16 protein-coding genes and 1 tRNA gene are annotated in these 15,304 nt (G+C 45.1%); 6 read left to right on the top strand and 11 right to left on the bottom strand.

The features are described from left to right. Nucleotides 1-22 precede the first annotated feature (22 nt). From LDX50_RS23330 to LDX50_RS23370, 9 genes are all read right to left on the bottom strand, one after another. Nucleotides 23-1,837 carry a M13-type metalloendopeptidase gene (locus tag LDX50_RS23330; RefSeq protein ID WP_225698621.1) on the bottom strand — a complete coding sequence of 605 codons (1,815 nt, stop codon included), beginning with the start codon at nucleotides 1,835-1,837 and terminating at the stop codon, nucleotides 23-25. 74 nt (nucleotides 1,838-1,911) lie between these two features. After that, entirely contained in the window at nucleotides 1,912-2,331 is a 420-nt protein-coding gene (locus LDX50_RS23335) for a hypothetical protein (RefSeq protein ID WP_225698622.1), read from the bottom strand. Nucleotides 2,332-2,511: 180 nt separating this feature from the next. Next, nucleotides 2,512-3,285, bottom strand: coding sequence for a hypothetical protein (locus tag LDX50_RS23340; RefSeq protein ID WP_225698623.1), 774 nt, complete (start codon nucleotides 3,283-3,285; stop codon nucleotides 2,512-2,514). A 112-nt stretch (nucleotides 3,286-3,397) separates the two neighbouring features. Continuing rightward, nucleotides 3,398-4,585, bottom strand: coding sequence for an exo-alpha-sialidase (locus LDX50_RS23345; RefSeq protein ID WP_225698624.1), 1,188 nt, complete (start codon nucleotides 4,583-4,585; stop codon nucleotides 3,398-3,400). Nucleotides 4,586-4,634: 49 nt separating this feature from the next. Next, nucleotides 4,635-5,762 (bottom strand): MFS transporter, encoded by a 1,128-nt coding sequence (locus LDX50_RS23350; protein ID WP_225698625.1) that lies wholly within the window; start codon nucleotides 5,760-5,762, stop codon nucleotides 4,635-4,637. 72 nt (nucleotides 5,763-5,834) lie between these two features. Beyond that, nucleotides 5,835-5,990 carry a hypothetical protein gene (locus tag LDX50_RS23355; RefSeq protein WP_225698626.1) on the bottom strand — a complete coding sequence of 52 codons (156 nt, stop codon included), beginning with the start codon at nucleotides 5,988-5,990 and terminating at the stop codon, nucleotides 5,835-5,837. Between the two features lie 54 nt (nucleotides 5,991-6,044). Continuing rightward, nucleotides 6,045-7,301: an RNA polymerase sigma factor gene (locus tag LDX50_RS23360; protein ID WP_225698627.1), complete on the bottom strand. Its 1,257-nt coding sequence runs from the start codon at nucleotides 7,299-7,301 to the stop codon at nucleotides 6,045-6,047. After that, nucleotides 7,298-7,648 carry a YciI family protein gene (locus LDX50_RS23365; RefSeq protein ID WP_225698628.1) on the bottom strand — a complete coding sequence of 117 codons (351 nt, stop codon included), beginning with the start codon at nucleotides 7,646-7,648 and terminating at the stop codon, nucleotides 7,298-7,300. Before LDX50_RS23365 ends, LDX50_RS23360 begins: the two co-directional genes overlap by 4 nt. 63 nt (nucleotides 7,649-7,711) lie before the next feature. Beyond that, nucleotides 7,712-8,044 carry a hypothetical protein gene (locus tag LDX50_RS23370; RefSeq protein ID WP_225698629.1) on the bottom strand — a complete coding sequence of 111 codons (333 nt, stop codon included), beginning with the start codon at nucleotides 8,042-8,044 and terminating at the stop codon, nucleotides 7,712-7,714. Nucleotides 8,045-8,240: 196 nt separating this feature from the next. Between LDX50_RS23370 and LDX50_RS23375 the strand changes: the two genes are divergently transcribed. Together LDX50_RS23375 and LDX50_RS23380 are read left to right on the top strand one after the other, a co-directional pair. Then, complete coding sequence (locus LDX50_RS23375; protein ID WP_225698630.1) at nucleotides 8,241-8,744, top strand: hypothetical protein; 504 nt, start codon at nucleotides 8,241-8,243, stop codon at nucleotides 8,742-8,744. A 36-nt stretch (nucleotides 8,745-8,780) separates the two neighbouring features. After that, entirely contained in the window at nucleotides 8,781-9,143 is a 363-nt protein-coding gene (locus tag LDX50_RS23380; RefSeq protein ID WP_225698631.1) for a GerW family sporulation protein, read from the top strand. Between the two features lie 240 nt (nucleotides 9,144-9,383). Here LDX50_RS23380 and LDX50_RS23385 read toward each other — a convergent pair. Next, nucleotides 9,384-9,456: transfer RNA gene (locus LDX50_RS23385), tRNA-Lys, on the bottom strand. A 246-nt stretch (nucleotides 9,457-9,702) separates the two neighbouring features. On the opposite strand from LDX50_RS23385, the gene LDX50_RS23390 reads away from it, so the two are divergent. Next, entirely contained in the window at nucleotides 9,703-10,428 is a 726-nt protein-coding gene (locus LDX50_RS23390) for an SH3 domain-containing protein (RefSeq protein ID WP_225698632.1), read from the top strand. Here LDX50_RS23390 and LDX50_RS23395 read toward each other — a convergent pair. Further along, nucleotides 10,425-13,100, bottom strand: coding sequence for a T9SS type B sorting domain-containing protein (locus LDX50_RS23395; RefSeq protein WP_225698633.1), 2,676 nt, complete (start codon nucleotides 13,098-13,100; stop codon nucleotides 10,425-10,427). The genes LDX50_RS23390 and LDX50_RS23395 overlap by 4 nt on opposite strands. 33 nt (nucleotides 13,101-13,133) lie before the next feature. Here LDX50_RS23395 and rlmD point away from each other — a divergent pair, with 33 nt between their 5' ends. The 3 genes from rlmD to LDX50_RS23410 all read left to right on the top strand — a co-directional run bounded on the left by rlmD (nucleotide 13,134) and on the right by LDX50_RS23410 (nucleotide 15,270). Continuing rightward, complete coding sequence (gene rlmD, locus LDX50_RS23400; RefSeq protein ID WP_225698634.1) at nucleotides 13,134-14,552, top strand: 23S rRNA (uracil(1939)-C(5))-methyltransferase RlmD; 1,419 nt, start codon at nucleotides 13,134-13,136, stop codon at nucleotides 14,550-14,552. 75 nt (nucleotides 14,553-14,627) lie between these two features. After that, nucleotides 14,628-14,951: a DUF2752 domain-containing protein gene (locus tag LDX50_RS23405; protein WP_225698635.1), complete on the top strand. Its 324-nt coding sequence runs from the start codon at nucleotides 14,628-14,630 to the stop codon at nucleotides 14,949-14,951. Further along, a complete protein-coding gene (locus LDX50_RS23410; protein ID WP_225698636.1) occupies nucleotides 14,923-15,270 on the top strand; it encodes a TM2 domain-containing protein in 348 nt (115 codons plus the stop codon). The genes LDX50_RS23405 and LDX50_RS23410 overlap by 29 nt, the downstream gene beginning before the upstream one ends. Nucleotides 15,271-15,304: the final 34 nt, after the last annotated feature.

Genomic DNA, 15,304 nt, shown 5'->3' on the forward strand with positions numbered 1-15,304 from the left:
ACGAAATTCAGAGAACATACCATCACCAAATCCGAATTCGTGCATCCGGCACCAGGTACAGGGAGTCCTGTTCGGTCACGTCGAATGCCTCATAAAAAGCATCCAGATTTCTAACCGCCCCGTTTACACGAAGGTAATAAAGGGAATGCTCGAATTTTGAGATGAATTCCCTGGATTTTACATCATTTCGGTATTCACGTTGCGAATTCGCAAATGCCATGAAAAATCGCTGAGCCCCGGTATATCCGTCTCTTCTATCATTGAAAGATGGCAATTCAGAAAACGCTTTATAGGCAGCGCTAAGACCCATAATGTCGGAGAAATTTTCATTGATGGTTTGCCGGCCGTTCAACGTATCTCCGGCCGTCGTCAGATAGCTCCCATATTGTGAAATTAGTTTCTGCTCCAGTTCATTAAAGAACTTAACATCCTGTATTTTTTCGGAATTGAAATCCACCAGATGCGCCATCTCATGACCAATGTAAAATCCCAGTCCGCCGTAATTATAGGCTTCATCAAAGGACTGGCTGTAGAGCGGGTACTGATTGAAAGCAATTGGAAGATAGACTGTATTCATGCTCTTGATGCTCGTCGGACTATCATCTAGGGTATTAATCCGCCATTTTCCCGGTGGAATTTTCCCCGCGCCCAGATATCCGATATCCTTCGAAATCTGAAATTCCCGGGCCCTTCGGTAATTACCTACCGGATCGCTCTTTTTTATAACAAGTGACGAATAGTCTTCGTAAAATGAAGGATACGAAACCTCAATTCGTGTAGTATCGAATAAAACGGATAATCGATCTCTTGTTGGATCGTCGAGCCAATCTGCCTGCCTTAAATTACTTATCATCGCACGGCGTATATTTTCGGCCATAACTTTGATTCCCGCCTCCTTTTTGGAATCATAGTGATATTGCTTGTGGAGCCTGATCAATGCATCATTGCAGTATTTCATTAAAATCTCAAATGCATATTGATCCGAGACCCGAAACAGTCTATCGTTCTCCTTAATGATTGTATAGGTGTAAAAAATTTTCCATGACGATAGAGGATATTCGGCGATCAGGCTATCCATCTGAAAGGACAGCGGATTGGCAGGCAGCTCAATGTATTCATGGTCGGTCAAACCGAGTTCTCCGAGCAACGCACCGATATGAGGAATTTGGTGATAAAAGGCACTGTCTGCACGTTTATAAGGCTTACCGTATTGCTGTTCAATCTTATTAATCTTATGATAGATCGAAGCAACTTCTCCCGATTCCTTTTCTGTCCAACTGCTGCCCAATAATTTCTGAACCTCTTCGGTTATCTCATTTAGAAAGATATTGTAATTCGGACCGGAACGAGATACAGGATCAAACTGAACACTTCCAGGCTTGAGTTGTAAAACATATGACTGATCATACCTTGCGTAGAATTCTCCTGAAATGGGTCCGCCATAACCCCGCCTGAACATAGCTGCCATCATGGGGATTACATCCTTTTCCAATTGAAAGCTGTCCAATAAGGCCAGCTCTGCTGTCAATGATGCCCCTTCATCGTTATCATTAATCGGATCGGCCAGGCTGTGATAAAAATCGTAGATTTTAGAATACATCTCAGTTTCGTGATTCTCCTTCAACAGCTCCAGCAATTCCTTCTGAAGTCGGTGCCGCATTTCAAGGTTAACAGTTTCTACCTCCTTAGAGGAATCAACTTGCCAGTTGCCATTTACAAAGTGATAGAAATCATTACCCGGAAGTATGGTAGTATTTACATACAATGCGGGTTTATTTTCAGATGTGGAGCAGGCAGCAAGCAAAAGGGCGAGGAAGAAAGTTGTAAAAGCCCTCATAGACGTAATATTGAAAAATTAAGAATTCAATATATAATCATTTACACAAAAAATAATACTTTTCCCCCAAAACCTTAATCCATATCTATACCAAACTCCCGCTGAAGTTTATCGCCACAGCAGGGGCATACAGCGGTATCCCAAACAAACATTTCTTCTTCACAGGACCAGCACTTAAATACATCCTCAGCATAGAGTGAATAATCGTGCCATTCAATATTTTTATCAACCGCCCGGATCATACTCTCCATTTTGTGATGCTCTGTCTTTTGTAGTTGGGAAATTTCAGGATTCATGACAATCTCCTCCAGGTTATCGGAGATATACTTTGCCTCAGGGGGGATCTGCGTCCAGTTAAGCCTGCGGGCTTCGACTACCTGGCATGACGGACAAATCACTGAAATGACCTGGTCCCGTGATGCATGCTTATGACCAAGAGGGCCAGTATATGAAAACGAACATTGCCTGCAATTGAAATGATATGCCTTTGCCATACTTTAAGAACGTCAGGTGCAAGCCTGAAAGGTATACTATTTTAAAGATTCTCGATGAAGCAGGCATATTACTCGACAAACTGATAATTTACAATCCCCAAAAAGGGGTAAATCGTCACGCGGGCCATAAAAAAAGCCCGGCCATATGGCCGGGCTTATCTCCACGCTCAATCCAACGTCTCAGTCATTGCAATCAAATGATTTAACAAAATTATTGCGTATCTGGACAGCCAGGGCTGTATTTGAATTTTCATTGATGCGAATTACTCCATCTTCATCTTTGATCGCCTGGGAAAAATCCACCCCTTCGAACAATTGATCCAGATCAAATAATACCAGCACGCTGTTCAATGAATTTCCGTCCAGCTGAAGTCCGTCCTCATCTTCAAATTCAATTTCAAAAGACGCTCCTGTAGAAAATTCGACATCCCACTGCTCATCATTCGCGTCTTTATAGGTAAGTGCAATAAATACCGATCTGTTACCTTCCATAATCGGAGCAACCTCCATTTCGATTTCTTCATAACGGCCCGGAATTACATCCGCCACTCCAAAATCAGGAGTACTGGTTCCATTGATCAGATCCACAATAAACGCTCCCTCAAACTCTATTTCATCCTCATAATCATCGGAATCATCGTCGTTATCGTCAGAATCATCGTTGGAAGAGTTGTCATCATCTGAATCATCATCACTGTCATCATCATCATCACTGTCATCGTCATCATCCCAGTCACTGTCGACCAGTTCAAATTCAATTTCAGTTACGCCAATAAGAATCTCATTGAAGGTAATCTCATCCGCTGCCCTGCCAGAAGCGTTAACCTTTCCATTCGCTGCAACAGCCTTCATCTGAAGATCAAGTTGTGCGAAGGGCAGTGCAGGATCGTTATTTCCATCACATGCAGAAACCAGCATCGCGATTACCAACAGTGTCATTACAATATTTCTCATCTTCACTATCATTTTGATTTTAATTTTTAATCTGTTTGATAATGAAACCGTCTGACAGGTGATTTTCCTACCATACCGGACGCAAGAATTAAAAAAATAACGACGAAACGCCTTAAAGAGGGATGAACGCACTTCTGATCACGTTGTCATCCGGATCCGTCCAGGCGATAATGATCTCTTCAGCTCGGCGGGTAATGCGCGGGAAGCCACTGCTTCGTGATTCTGAAGAAGAAGCAATCAGATAGCGGGATTGCACATAGCCATCAGCGGTTACTATGGCTCCCCTGATGGCCGCGCCTTCCATCCAGGTTACGAAGGCACGGGTAGAATCGATCAGTTCAATATCAACCCGCCCTATCGGAGAATTTTCATTGATTCGAACGGGGGCATTAAAGGATTGACCTCCATCGTTCGAAAAAATAAGCTTCACTTCAGGCTTGTCATTGGCCGCGGTGAACCAGGCAATTGCCACTGTATTTTCAAGCGCACTGATCTGCGGACCATTTACGGGACACCCCTCAACCATCCACCCGTCACGATAAATCAAAACCGGATCTGTCCATTTGTTATTAACAAACCGAACGATAGCCATGTCACGAAATTCATTTTCTGAACGGTCACGATAGACCACTACCGGACCACGGGCAGTAATGGCAGCGGCCGTCTGGCAGCAATCACAAACACGATTATCCAATTCCCATTCGCCCTTTCTGGTACCATCACTTCCCAGGATGGCTGCACGGAGTGTCATTGCTCCTTCACCGTGGGAACCTGTAGTATTTCGTCCATCAAGCCAGGAGATGAACACATCAGTACCGGAGGGTACCATCGAAACAAATCCGTGTTCTGCAGGGACGCCATCTTCGTTCAGCGTGAACGGGGTGCTCCAGCTGATACCACCGTCAGCCGATCTGCGCAGGTATATATCGTAATTATATGTTCCCGGATCAGTCTTCTGAAGATAATGCGCGAAAATAATCTCACCCTGGCTCGTAACCAGGGAAGGAAAATCAGCCCAGTTCACAAACCAGTCAGCACCTTCGGCAATAGTCTGTATTTCCGACCATTGCTTGTTGCCCAGGTAACGTGTATACCGAAGTTGTGCAATTTCACCACGGGTGGTTGTCCAGGATAGAAACGTATTACCGCTGATATCAGTAAACAGGTTGGGAGCCTCACTGGGAGAGTCGGAAACTACAAAGTTTTCGACATCAGGAGAAAGTTCTGTTTGTGCCGTATCGCTTCCGGAACAGGCATTCAACACAATCGCGGTAGTAAGAAGAATTAAAATTTCACGCATAAGAAACACTAAGGACGTGAAATTTTCCTTTACATGAAACCCGCAGCACTTACAGTGCGTACCAAATTTCAAAGATTCCCTCAGCAATAGCCGAAGCTCCTAAAAACGCGCCGATTCCAATGGTAATATGCCTGGGAGCGATCCTGCCAAAGACATATGGAAGTCCGGAAACATTGGCTAGTCCGAATCCGGTTGCCAGCAAAAGACTGCCTGCAACAAAGAGAACTGAATTATTCCCTGCCATTAAAATGATGAGAATTCCAATGATCATCATACCTATGGTATATTGAAGTACACTTCTTATACCCGTCCGAATTACATAACGGCTGCTTACAAATGCAATCAATGCTGCAAGGCCGAGTGCCATGAACGAAAACTGATCTCCATTAAATATTTTAAGGGGTGAATTGACCGGTATATATTCTACCAGAAATGCTCTTCCAACGCCGAGCATTAAACCAATTTTAAGAATGGTTGAAACACTTGTTTTTACTGATCCGGGATTTGCACTTTGCTGAACACGTTCGTATACTTCATCAGTGGTAAGACGGTAAAAAAGATAACCGGTTCCCAGTACCAGTATGCCCCCGACAACGAATGTAAGTGTTTCCCCAAAAAACTGAATCAGTGAAATAACCAGGGGCTCCAGCGAATAGATCAGGTCGGTGATCAGAATAACCACACCCATCGCGATGGGCAGGTTTTTCTTGTTCGCGAAACTAACAAGCATCGAATAGGCAGGTGCTATAAATACTGCCATGCCGATCAGCCACAGAACTACCATCACTGGCAATATGGCCGCGATACCATGCTCAGGACCCAGGCTGATAATGCTTGCAACGATCATGAAAATCATTGCCGTTGCACTGATGCCGATCATATAGGTCATGAAATACTTACTTCTTCGGGCGAGATTTCGGTCAGCAATCCATCCTGCCACAACGGGCACCAGGATAAGTACAAGCGCCTTTACAAAAACAAGAAGGGTGGACAATCCGGTCAGCCCGAAACGCTGCAGTAAAACAGGCTGATATTCAAGATAGGCGATCCATGAGATAGCAATCGCGGCATTGAGGGCACCCAGACTGAGAACCTCGGGCCATTTAATTGAAGTATTATCCAGTGTGATAACGGGCTGTGAAGACTTTACGCCAGTTTGTTGGGAATAGGTATACATATTAATGCTAATCGATCCGCATATGTATACGATCGCTGAATACTTGGTAACTTCCGTTTACCCGTTCTTTTATCAGCTCCTCAACCGCAAAAAAACGACAGCAATCACCACAAAACCGATCCCGGTAATCCCGGGAGGATAGGCGCCAACTGAATAGGACAAATAGAACATGGCCAGTGCAAGGAGTATCAGAATAATGGCGGCTGACTTTAGCAGGGATTGGTTCATGATTTCAAGGGTTTGTATCATAAGATACAAAAATCAGGTTGAAGAGTAATCAATTCAGGCCTGCTGAATGGCCGCCAGGATTTTATCCCGCTTTTTCGTGAGGAAGTTCTTCTCTGAATTATTATTCACCTTTTCGATCGCGATATCAATTTGTGAGCGGGCCTTTTCATATATACCCTGACGGAAATAATATTCTGCCAGTAAGCCATGATACAGATACCGTCGCTGTTCCAGCTCTTCGGGCTCAATCTTTTGGAGAATATTCATGGCTTCGGTGAATTGTTCCAGCTGAATATGAATGATCGCCATATTGAGGTGATTCAAAGGTGATGAATAAACCGCATCCAGCCGTTCATACCACATCAGTAACCGGGACCAGTCGGTCTCCTCATATGTCGGTGCCTTCAAATGTTCCGATGCGATAGCCGCTTCATAGTGAAATCGGGAAAGTTCTTCGGTCTCGACTGCCTTATTCATCGCCGAGTGCCCAAGTTCAATCAATGGTCTGTACCATGCTGTACGGTCCTGTTCCCTCAGGCTTATCACTTCATGGTCTGCATTGGTTTTACTGCGAAGGCGGGCAGAATGAAAACACAAAAGTGCAAACAACGCGTGGGATGCCGCCGTCGATGTGTAGGAATTCGTTAGAAGCATTTTACTGAGCCTGAGCGCTTCCCCGCATAGTTCCTCCCGAATCAGGAGCTCCTTTTTGCCGCTATGAAATCCCTCGTTGAATATCAGATAGATCACATCATGTACCCGATCCAGCCGATGAGGCAATGAAGATCCCTCCGGGATCTCGAACGCAATCTGCTCAGCCTGGATCGTCTTGCGGGCACGTTGAAGCCGCTTTTTTACTGTTTCCTGCTTCAGCAGCAATGCAGAGGCAATCTCTTTCTCACTGAAACCCGAGATGGTTTTTAGCGAAAAGGCGAGCTGATCCCGTGTATCTAACCGGGGGTTGCAGGCGGTAAATATCATTCTGAGCTGGCTGTCGCTAACCTCGTTTTCCAGGATCAGATCGGTTTCCGACTGATTTTCAAAATCAGGAATCACTTTTGGAAACCGCTTCTGTTCTGAAGCGCGCTTACGCAGTATATCCAACATACGGTTTTTCGCCGCTTTATACAGCCATCCTTCGGGATTGTCGGGATATTGATTGGGCCAGGAACGGAATGCCGTAATGAACGTATCCTGTACTGCGTCCTCGATGGTATCCAAATGTTCGAGTCCGAATATTTTTGCAAGCAAAGAAACCATCTTTCCGTATTGATGACGGAAAAGATGGTCGAGCTGTTGGTTGTTGCTCATTGCTGGTCGAAGACCATCACCTCACGGATCTCTACGGTTCCGCCGATATCGTAATCCGGAAAATCTTCAGCCACCTTCGCCGCGGCTTCTGCGTTTTCCACATGGATTACGTAGTAACCTCCAACGAGTTCCTTCACTTCAGTAGCCGCCAGGTCTGTAACTGTGCGGTTCGGACCGGAGATTCGTTTTACTTCAGGGTGCAGCGCGTTGCCCTCCTTCACAATTCCGGCTTTTTCCATTTTTTCATGCCAGCCCCACCATTTACCCATCCGCTGCTGAATTTGTTCTGGGGAAAGTCCGAGTTCGCCGTAATCGGCACCGAGGAAAATCATCATATAGTCTTTCATGTTGATTGTTGTTTTAGATTATGAGTTGTCGTTATTTAATATAGTTACATTTCAGGTTTTCTGCTAGATTTCCAGCACTTCGTGGACCTCTACCGTAGCATTGGGATGCCAGTTCAGATGAGGATGATCACTGAAGAGTTGCAGAATTTCCTGCTGGTTCTGACCTTGAAGTACCGAAAATCCGCATACTTCCTTTTCAGAAAGCCGGGATTTCAGATCTTGTGTAACCGCGCTTCCGTTTCCCAGTGGTGCGCCAAAATCTACGATGGCTTCATCGTGTTTCGCTTTCCAGTCGAACCACATCTGCATGCTCGCTTCCCGCTGTTCAGGTGTCGACTGTGCTGATTGCTGCAGGGCTTGCGCCGGTGCATGATAGAGAACAATAAATTTTTTCATGATGATAAATTTTTGTGTTGTTATAAACTTTCAATGCAAAGACGTTGCTGTTATCATCAGGGGGGACAGACTTTCAATTTTTTTTTTGAAACATTCTCTTTTCAGCTCGTTGGCTGAGTACAATCACCTCAGGGAGAGATTCAGGTCATTGTTAATAAACTGTCTCCTTCCTAAAATCGTATAACATATCAGGAGCATGCTGATCGTCATTACGATATTGCTGCTTATCATCCTCGGAATCTTATTTGTTCCGATCGTGATTCAAATAGACACTGTTCACGAGACCTACCTTGTGAAGGTCAGCGGGATTGGTGCGTTTCAGATGGATCACGAAGAAAGTGAGCTTGTTTTCATTCTTATGCTGCCATTTTACAAAAAGGTGATTCATCCATTTCGTTTATCGGAGAAGAGGAAGAAATCTCCAAAGCCCGCAAAGGATACACCTGGAAAGAAGGAAAAGAAAAAATCACGCATGACGTTCCCACGGATGCTGTCCCTGATCAGGTCGTTCCGGATTAGGGAATTTTATTGCACGATCGATTCCGGCGATTATGTACGGAATGCCATGCTGGTTCCTGTTTTTCAGGCAATTACAAGTTACCGGAATAATCTGTCGGTGAATTTCACCGGCGAGTTTCAATTACAATTGTATGCATCCAATAACCTGTTCCGTCTGGGCAGGGCATATCTGAATGTGTAATCATAAATTAAATGTTCAACATAAAACTCAAAAGTCATGGAAATGCAATTCACGGAATTACTTGATAAGATCACAAAGTTCATCGAGTCGGAAGCCCGTTCTGAAACAGTGATCGGCAAACCCTTTAAGTTGGGTGAGTTTGATTGCGTACCTGTTATCCGGATCGGCATTGGATTTGGAAGCGGCGGAGGCGGCGGAAATGCCCCGAAAAACGGACAGGGTGAAGGCGGCGGCGCCGGTGCAGGCATGGGCATTGAACCCATCGGATTTCTGGTTACCAAGAATGACGAAATTTCCTTCCTGGGCGTAAACAAATCCAGCAAGGGAATATCAGCCGCGTTTGAAAAAATACCGGACCTGGTGGAGAAAATGATGACGAAGAAGAAGGAGGAAGCCTGAAACTAGTGGACAGTGGAGCAGTGGAGCAGTGGGTAAAGAGTCTGTAGTATTCAGTGCAAATATTTTAAAACGCAATATAATTGCCTTAAAATGTAGGATGAGATTCCGGCCTGTCCAGCTATATTATCACTCAGGCAAGTAAGCCGTCAAGGATGAAATTAAAGTTGTGTTTCATAACACACTCACTCTACACTTTCCAAACTAAAAAAGCCCATCGCTTCGCGACGGGCTTTTTTGATGTGATCCCGCTGGGGCTCGAACCCAGGACCCTCTCCTTAAAAGGGAGATGCTCTACCAACTGAGCTACGGAATCCTATTAAAAAAACGAACTTTAAATCGTTCGTTTTGTAAATGGAGTTGCAAAAGTAAGACCTCCCCCGTAAAATGCAAAGGTTACCTGAACAAATTTTTTCACAGGGCAGAATTCTTTAGCATCAGACAAATACTTAAGACCCAATTTCCAATTCGATCAAAATTTTTACTGAATTATCTTCAGATGATCCTTCACAATCAAACATACACAGATGTCTTCCGATAAATTCTTTATAATTGTGGTCGGATGAAACGGTTAATTCTTCTTGCATTCCTTTTTACCTGGTTGCTGTCTGCAGAAACAGTACTGGGTCAGCCGGCATTACTCAGCCGGGCAGACTCGCTGTTCACTGCGGGTAAGTACACCGAATCATTTGGAATATACGATGAAATCCTGACCGCCAACAAACAGTATTCACCGGCCATGCTGATGAAGATGGCCTATATCAAGGAAGGTCTCAATCAGTACAGCGAAGCCCTGTATTACCTGAACCTTTACTACCTGAAAACGGCAGACCAGGCTGTTCTCGCAAAGATGGATGAACTTGCCCAGGCCCGTAATCTTCGAGGCTACAGTGTTAACGATCAGGACATCATCTATACCTTTTTCTATCGTTATTATCCGTACATGATCGGTGCGCTCATGGCACTGGCCATTCTGATGCTTGCCCTGGTATACCGGGAACGCTTCCGGCTAAATCAAAGCGGGAAAGTGCCCGCTTTCTTTATGCTTGCCGTACTTGCCGTGCTGTTTTACCTGCTGAATTTCGGCCTGTCTTATGATAAAGGTATCGTAAATGACTCAACCGCCTACCTCATGGAAGGACCTTCCGCTGGTGCCGACGTGGTTGAGGTGATCGGGAAAGGACACCGGCTGGAAATCAATGGAAAAAAAGACGTCTGGATCAAAACATCCTGGGATAACAGGCCTGTTTATATCAAGGCCTCCAAACTCAAACCGGTCACTTTCTAATAACGTACGGTTACAGCTCCCTTAAATTCCTTGTCGGTCAGGCGAACGACATAATAGTATATTCCGGCAGGAACGCCCTCGCCATACCATCTGAAATACCGGTCGGGTGACCGAAAGACCGATTCTCCCCATCGATTATAGATGATCACCTCTTCAAATTTTCGTTCGCAATTATCCAGGGGTAGTCCTGTTACAATTGGCCGATTATCGTCGGTGAAACCATCCAGGGCAAAATATTGATTATATTCATCGTCATTGGGAGTGAAGATATTTGGCGGAATAAATTCCGAATCCGGGGAAACAATATCAGCAATCGATAATTCCAGCGTCAGGATTTCTTCACCACGTTCATAACAGTTGTCATCCGTCAACCGGAAGGTAAAGGAATACAGATCTTCTTCCTCCCCTATCGTGAATACATCACATTCAGGCAGCCAGATGAGTTCCGATTGTATTCGCTCCCTGCCGCGAACACTTTCAAATGTAAATCTGCCGACCAGCCGCGGGTCTGACTGAATCAATTCGAGGTGCATTTCATCATTATCGAAATCAATTCCCTGGATTCGTATTCTGATCTCTTCACCAATTTCAGCCTCGAGGCGGGCATTTACAATTTGGGTTTGGGTAAGACTTCTCGCGGTAAGCACAAGAGGTGTGGCAGCTGGCGGTTCCAAGATGAGATCCACCCTTAGAGTATCCCGGTTCGTAACTTGGCATTTATCAAAATCCTCAATGAAAAAGGCCATGTTCAATGTATCACGCTGTTCCAGCGGGTAGTCACAAGGAATGGCCATTCGAAATGGAGCAGATGGATTATCCAGTCCGCGCCCCGTAGCCCCCGCAAAGGAAATATCGTAATCGCCGAAATTAAAATTCAGACCTCTTCCTGTAATGGTCACCTCATCATTATCTTCATCAATACCGAGAACATTAAAATTAATCTCCTCACCCAGTGACAACCTGAATACAGCCTCCGGTTCATCCCTTCCTGTTCGGTTGGTATAAATCTCAGGAGATGTATTTGGCGGAAGATTGACTTTCAACCGGAGAGTGAGCCTTGTCGGGTCGCTGATCATACATTGATCTTCATCATCCAGCTGCAGCTGTATGGTAAATTCCGACCGCTCCGCGAAACTTGTTTTCGCACAATCATAATCCCATAAAAAACGGACCTCTGTACGTCCTGCTTCATTCTTTTCCTGTATGAATGACATTCCATATTCTTCAAGCCGGAAATTGAATGGGACAACAGCCATTGTAAGGGCATCCAGATCAATATCCCCCCCGACAATTAGCTGATCAAGCGATCCGCCCGATTCCTCATTCACTTCAATGGAATATACAGCCGGAAGATTTTCAAAGAATGGCCGGTTATTTGGAGGCGGACGTACATTCAGGCGGACGATCACTGTATCCAGTTCGGGTTGCGGACAGGCATCGTCCATCGCAATGATACCGATTTCATATGGCTGGTTTGGCACATAGGGACAATCGGGAAAGCAAACCGTAAATCTGGCTACATCATTTGCCCCGCGCAGCGGAACATTCTCACTGAAATCAATAACTATGTCTTCCAGGTTCGCGTCGAAATTGATTGGAATTGCGCGAATGCTGACGTTCTCGACGAGCTCGCCGCTCACAGGAATATCACGCACTTCAAATTCCACACATTTGTCATCATCTGTGTAGTCGAAGTCGATGATATCACCTTCCCTGTACACCTCCTGGCTGCCCACTTCCCTGGCAAGTATGGATGGTGCATTATTCACACAGCCATCCACGACGAGCATCTGGAAATCACGCCGCATCTCGCCAATCTTTATGCCATCACGAAATTCTTCACACTGTACAGCAAAAACAAAAAGACCTGTTTTCTTTGGAGTGACCGTTAGAAGACCTTTTTTACTAATCTGAAGATCAGGGTCCCCTTGCATAATGTTGGTCAGATTGAAACCATTTTTCCACTGAACTTCGGGATACGGACCCGGATTCGGCGGATCAGGCAACGGATCAAAAGTATTGAAAGTTGAATAGGGAGTAACCATGGAATATACCAGGGAATCTCCGTCGTCATCTACCCCGGAGAAGTCGACATAATAGAATTTGTCGACGCACCCGTAGTCGCGCAAGGGCGGAAACAGACGTGGGGTGGAATTTACAAAGGGCTGTCCATTTTTTGCTACCGGGGGAAACTCAAGATAGAAAGTCTGGCCGGCCGAGATTCCCATACCAGGAATGTCGCTGTATATATTATCAATCAGGTAGTTCCTGCAGCACCGTTCAAAGGCCACATAGTATCCCCCCGGATCATCAAAATCCTCCGGAGGCAGGTTTAGGGCCGCGGTGTAGAGCAAGCGCGACGTGCGCAGAAAATCTTCACTGCAGGCGACATTGCTGTAAGGTACATTTGACTGATTCGAGAGGGGTAACAACACCTGCCGCATAAACCGGTTGTCCGACTTCCGGTAAATGTAAACAGTCACGAAATTATCAAGGGCCCCGGGGCTTCCATTTACAAGATCGAAATACAGGATCAGGTTCAATTGATAGTTATAACCATCCTTATGCAGCAATTCAAATTCTCCACCTACGATATGAGAGGCAAATGCACTACCTTTGAATGCAAAAAGCATTAGGAGTACAAGCACACACCGGCGAGCTGTCTGATTCATCGTACGTAGTGGTTTGTAGTAGTTGGGTTAACTATGAAGATAAAAAATAAAATATTAACCGCCATAGAAATTGAAAGAATGGCGGCAGAAGGTAAATGTGTTGCGCATCATGATGGTAAAGTTGTTTTTGTAAATCAGGTGGCCCCCGGCGATGTGGTTGATATACAGATCATTAAGAAACGCCGCAACTATCTCGAAGGTAATCCGGTGCACTTTCATACCTATTCCCCTCTTCGTACTCAACCTTTTTGCGATCATTTCGGAACCTGTGGCGGATGCAAGTGGCAGCACATCGGCTATGAAACACAGTTGGCCTTTAAGCAGCAACAGGTTATCGATGCGATGGAACGCATTGCCAAAGTTCCGGTTCATACCATTCATCCCATCCTGGGATCAAAGGAAACCAGATTTTACCGAAACAAACTGGAATATACGTTTTCCAATAAACGATGGCTTACGCGGGAAGAAATTGAATCAGGTTCTGATCTGGGCCGCGAGGCGCTGGGCTTTCATATTCCCGGCCGCTTCGATAAAATCCTGGATATCGAAAAGTGTTATCTTCAGCCAGATCCTTCAAACCAAATACGTCTCTGGCTTAAGGACTATGCAATTAAAAATAAACTCCCATTCTTTGATCTGATTGATCAGACCGGGTATTTGCGAAACCTGATCATTCGTACCGCATCAACAGGTGAAGTGATGGTGATTGTCCAGGTAGCGGAAAAAAATGATGACTTGTTAAACCCGTTAATGGAAGCAATGAAAGTTGCCTTTCCGGAAATCACTTCTCTTAATTACGTAATCAATCAGAAAAAAAATGAAACCTTCCATGACCTGGAAGTCGTCAATTATTCAGGCAGAGCCTATATTCTGGAATCCATGGATTTACCCGACGGATCAGGAAGAACAGTCAGCTTCAGGGTTGGACCAAAATCATTTTACCAGACTAACAGCCGGCAAGCGAAAACGCTCTACGATGTGGCTTACAGAATGGCCGCGCTCAAAGGAGATGAAACAGTCTATGACCTCTATACAGGCACCGGAACCATTGCTAACTTCATCGCACATGGAGCGAAAAGGGTTATAGGTATTGAATATGTGGAAGCGGCTATTGAGGATGCACGTGTGAACAGTGCTGAAAATGAAATATCAAATACCAGCTTTTTTGCCGGTGACATGAAAGACCTCCTCTCAGCTGATTTTATTGAGAAACATGGTAAGCCTGATACGGTAATCACCGATCCTCCACGAGCCGGAATGCACCAGGATGTAATCAACGTGCTGCTTACAACTGCACCGGAGAAGATCGTTTATGTAAGCTGCAACCCCGCTACACAGGCAAGGGATATTGCGTTGCTGGCCGGGATGTACGATCTTATGGAAATCCAGCCGGTCGATATGTTTCCGCAAACACATCATGTGGAGAACGTGGCATTATTGCTGCGCAGGTAATACCAACCACTGCCAAAATCGACCGTTCCGGCAAATGATAACGGAAGCTGTCCCCTTTTTTAGTATCTTCCTTTTATGAACCGCCTGGTCCGTCATAAAGCATTTCCTGAAGCATATATCTGGATCACTGCACTGGCAGTGCTTGCATTTATAAATCCTGGAAATAATCACTGGACGCTGTGTCCGCTGGCAAATATAGGTATTGATTTTTGCCCCGGATGTGGTCTGGGTCGCGGCATATCGCACCTGCTGCATGGTGAATGGTCACAATCGTGGAATACACATCCTTTAAGTTTTCTGGCAGCGATCATTTTGGTTCATCGTATAATTCGTTTATTTAGTTCAAACAAACCTTTAACAACAACCACCTATGGCAAAAGCAATAGAGTTATTTCCTGAATTACAGGGGCTGGAATTGGATTATATCCAGAGCGTAATTGGTCCTCTTTCCGATGAGGAGGCAATCAAATTTCTTAATATTTACCGCGCACGTCGCAAACGGCCGGAAGATATCCTGATCTTCTCAATCATTGGCCTGTTCCTGATTCCGGGCTTGCAACGATTCTTCCTGAACCAGATCGGAATGGGAATTCTTTTCTTTTTTACAATCGGACTGTGTTTTATCGGCTCCATCATTGACCTGGTGAATTACCAGAAAATGACCTTCGAATTTAACCAGCGTGTGGCTGATGAAGTGCGAATGGGCCTGGGAATGTGAATTGTGGTCAGTAGTCAGTGGTCAGTAGTCAGTA

The organism is Fulvivirga sedimenti (genome assembly GCF_020328055.1).

Bases quoted from the DNA above. Each gene is read 5' to 3' on its own strand.
- LDX50_RS23330 (WP_225698621.1), bottom strand. From the start codon at position 1,837: ATGAGGGCTTTTACAACTTTCTTCCTCGCCCTTTTGCTTGCTGCCTGC.
- LDX50_RS23335 (WP_225698622.1), bottom strand. From the start codon at position 2,331: ATGGCAAAGGCATATCATTTCAATTGCAGGCAATGTTCGTTTTCATAT.
- LDX50_RS23340 (WP_225698623.1), bottom strand. From the start codon at position 3,285: ATGAGAAATATTGTAATGACACTGTTGGTAATCGCGATGCTGGTTTCT.
- LDX50_RS23345 (WP_225698624.1), bottom strand. From the start codon at position 4,585: ATGCGTGAAATTTTAATTCTTCTTACTACCGCGATTGTGTTGAATGCC.
- LDX50_RS23350 (WP_225698625.1), bottom strand. From the start codon at position 5,762: ATGTATACCTATTCCCAACAAACTGGCGTAAAGTCTTCACAGCCCGTT.
- LDX50_RS23355 (WP_225698626.1), bottom strand. From the start codon at position 5,990: ATGAACCAATCCCTGCTAAAGTCAGCCGCCATTATTCTGATACTCCTT.
- LDX50_RS23360 (WP_225698627.1), bottom strand. From the start codon at position 7,301: ATGAGCAACAACCAACAGCTCGACCATCTTTTCCGTCATCAATACGGA.
- LDX50_RS23365 (WP_225698628.1), bottom strand. From the start codon at position 7,648: ATGAAAGACTATATGATGATTTTCCTCGGTGCCGATTACGGCGAACTC.
- LDX50_RS23370 (WP_225698629.1), bottom strand. From the start codon at position 8,044: ATGAAAAAATTTATTGTTCTCTATCATGCACCGGCGCAAGCCCTGCAG.
- LDX50_RS23375 (WP_225698630.1), top strand. From the start codon at position 8,241: ATGCTGATCGTCATTACGATATTGCTGCTTATCATCCTCGGAATCTTA.
- LDX50_RS23380 (WP_225698631.1), top strand. From the start codon at position 8,781: ATGGAAATGCAATTCACGGAATTACTTGATAAGATCACAAAGTTCATC.
- LDX50_RS23390 (WP_225698632.1), top strand. From the start codon at position 9,703: ATGAAACGGTTAATTCTTCTTGCATTCCTTTTTACCTGGTTGCTGTCT.
- LDX50_RS23395 (WP_225698633.1), bottom strand. From the start codon at position 13,100: ATGAATCAGACAGCTCGCCGGTGTGTGCTTGTACTCCTAATGCTTTTT.
- rlmD (WP_225698634.1), top strand. From the start codon at position 13,134: ATGAAGATAAAAAATAAAATATTAACCGCCATAGAAATTGAAAGAATG.
- LDX50_RS23405 (WP_225698635.1), top strand. From the start codon at position 14,628: ATGAACCGCCTGGTCCGTCATAAAGCATTTCCTGAAGCATATATCTGG.
- LDX50_RS23410 (WP_225698636.1), top strand. From the start codon at position 14,923: ATGGCAAAAGCAATAGAGTTATTTCCTGAATTACAGGGGCTGGAATTG.